Source organism: Baaleninema simplex PCC 7105 (genome assembly GCF_000332355.1).
GTDB lineage: Bacteria > Cyanobacteriota > Cyanobacteriia > Cyanobacteriales > Geitlerinemataceae > Baaleninema > Baaleninema simplex.
Genome location: NZ_KB235958.1, coordinates 2,654,497 through 2,656,173 on the forward strand (window position 1 = coordinate 2,654,497; position 1,677 = coordinate 2,656,173).

The window sequence follows — 1,677 nt, forward strand, 5'->3', positions numbered from 1 at the left end:
GGTCAGAGCGATGGAGGTTTCCGAAGTATTAGGCAGTTTAGCCATAACACGACTTAAGCTAAATCTTCTTTTGGCTTGTCCAAATTTCCCCCCGATTGCATTACGAATGCGCTCATCTTCCTGGGCTTGTTTTTTGGCTTCTCGGCTGAGGTTTTTAGCGGTACTTAGGGCTTGCTGAAAAGAAGTGAAAAGCTTACGGTGTAAGGCTTAGAGGAGTCTTGACGTGGCTTCGAGAACCCGAAAAAGAGGTAAAATTGGAAATTCCCGTGCATCCGGCAAGAAAAAATGTATCGAAAATCACAAAATCCTGACGCGCCCGAAGAAGCCTTTGAACTTCCTTTTGAAGGCAAGTTGTGTGAAGAAAATCGTTGGGTAATTTTTGGCGAACCTCATTCCCTGGGCAGAATTTGAGGAAGAATATGCCCAGAATTTTTCTGAGGAAATGGGAGCGCCAGCGAAACCATTTCGGATGGCACTGGGAGCCTTAATTATTAAAGAAAAATTGGGAATAAGCGACCGAGAAACTGTCGAACAAATTAAAGAAAACCCTTACCTACAGTATTTTATCGGGGAAAAGAGTTATCGAAATGAAGCGCCTTTTGATGCTTCAATGATGGTTCATTTTCGGCAAAGGATTGGTCGCTCTCTAACTTCAAAAAATAAATCGAAGAATTGTCCGACAAGCTCGAGGATTTCAACGGGAGGAATCTAGACACAAAAAAGTCAGAAGGAGTCGAAAGAAGAAAAGAAAATAGAGGGAAACTCTTAATCGATGCGACCGTCGCACCTGCCGATATCAAATACCCCACCGATGTCGAACTGTTAAATCAAGCGAGGAAAACCACCGAACTCATCCTAGACATTTTATATAAATCCCTGAAGGGCCAACTGTATAAAAAACCTAGAACCCACCGAAAACTCGCCCGAAAAGAGTATCTCAAATTTGCCAAAAAGAGGAGACCCTCTCGCAAAGAAAGAAGAAATGCTGTCAAAAAACAACTCCAATATCTTCAACGAAACTTCCGAAACATTGAGAAATTAATTGAGAAAGGGGCGAGCCTAGAATGCTTAAGCCGAAGGCAATACAGGAATTTATTGGTCTCCAGTGAAATTACCCGTCAACAGCAGTGGATGTGGTCAAATCAATAAAAATAAAATACGAAAAATCGACATCGTCAGTTTAACACAACCTCATCTCCGTCCAATCGTCAGAGGCAAGGCAGCAAGTCCTACGGAATTCGGGGCTAAGTTATCAGTCAGTTGTGTAGAAGGATATGTATTTACTCGAAAAAATTAGTTGGGATAATTATAATGAAAGTGGAGATTTAATCTCGCAAGTCGAAGCTTACAAAGACTATACGGGAGTTTACCCCTCATCGGTTCACGCCGATCGAATTTATCGAACCCGAGCTAATCGAGCTTGGTGTAAAGAAAGAGAAATTCGTCTCAGCGGCCCGCCTTTAGGAAGACCTCCTAACGGGACTTAAACGGTAAAAAAGGTAAAATAAAAGCAAAACCCTTGACTGACAAGGATTTAAGGTGGAGAGTGTCCCCATGAGAGAGACCACCCCAGCCGCTATGCCACCCTGCTTTGAGAAGTGGTGCAAGCGTTTCGACCCCGACTTCAAAACCCAAGCACAAAAAAAGGGGTTTAGAACACTATTTGGGAGGATTACT

Annotated in this window: 2 pseudogenes; one reads left to right on the forward strand and one right to left on the reverse strand. The window is 42.9% G+C overall.

Going from position 1 to position 1,677, the window contains the following annotated elements:
* Positions 1-156, reverse strand: a pseudogene (locus tag GEI7105_RS34910) (transposase); the annotation flags it as partial.
* A gap of 129 nt (positions 157-285) precedes the next feature.
* Here GEI7105_RS34910 and GEI7105_RS36045 point away from each other — a divergent pair.
* Positions 286-1,475, forward strand: a pseudogene (locus GEI7105_RS36045) (IS5 family transposase); the annotation flags it as partial.
* Positions 1,476-1,677 lie beyond the last annotated feature (202 nt).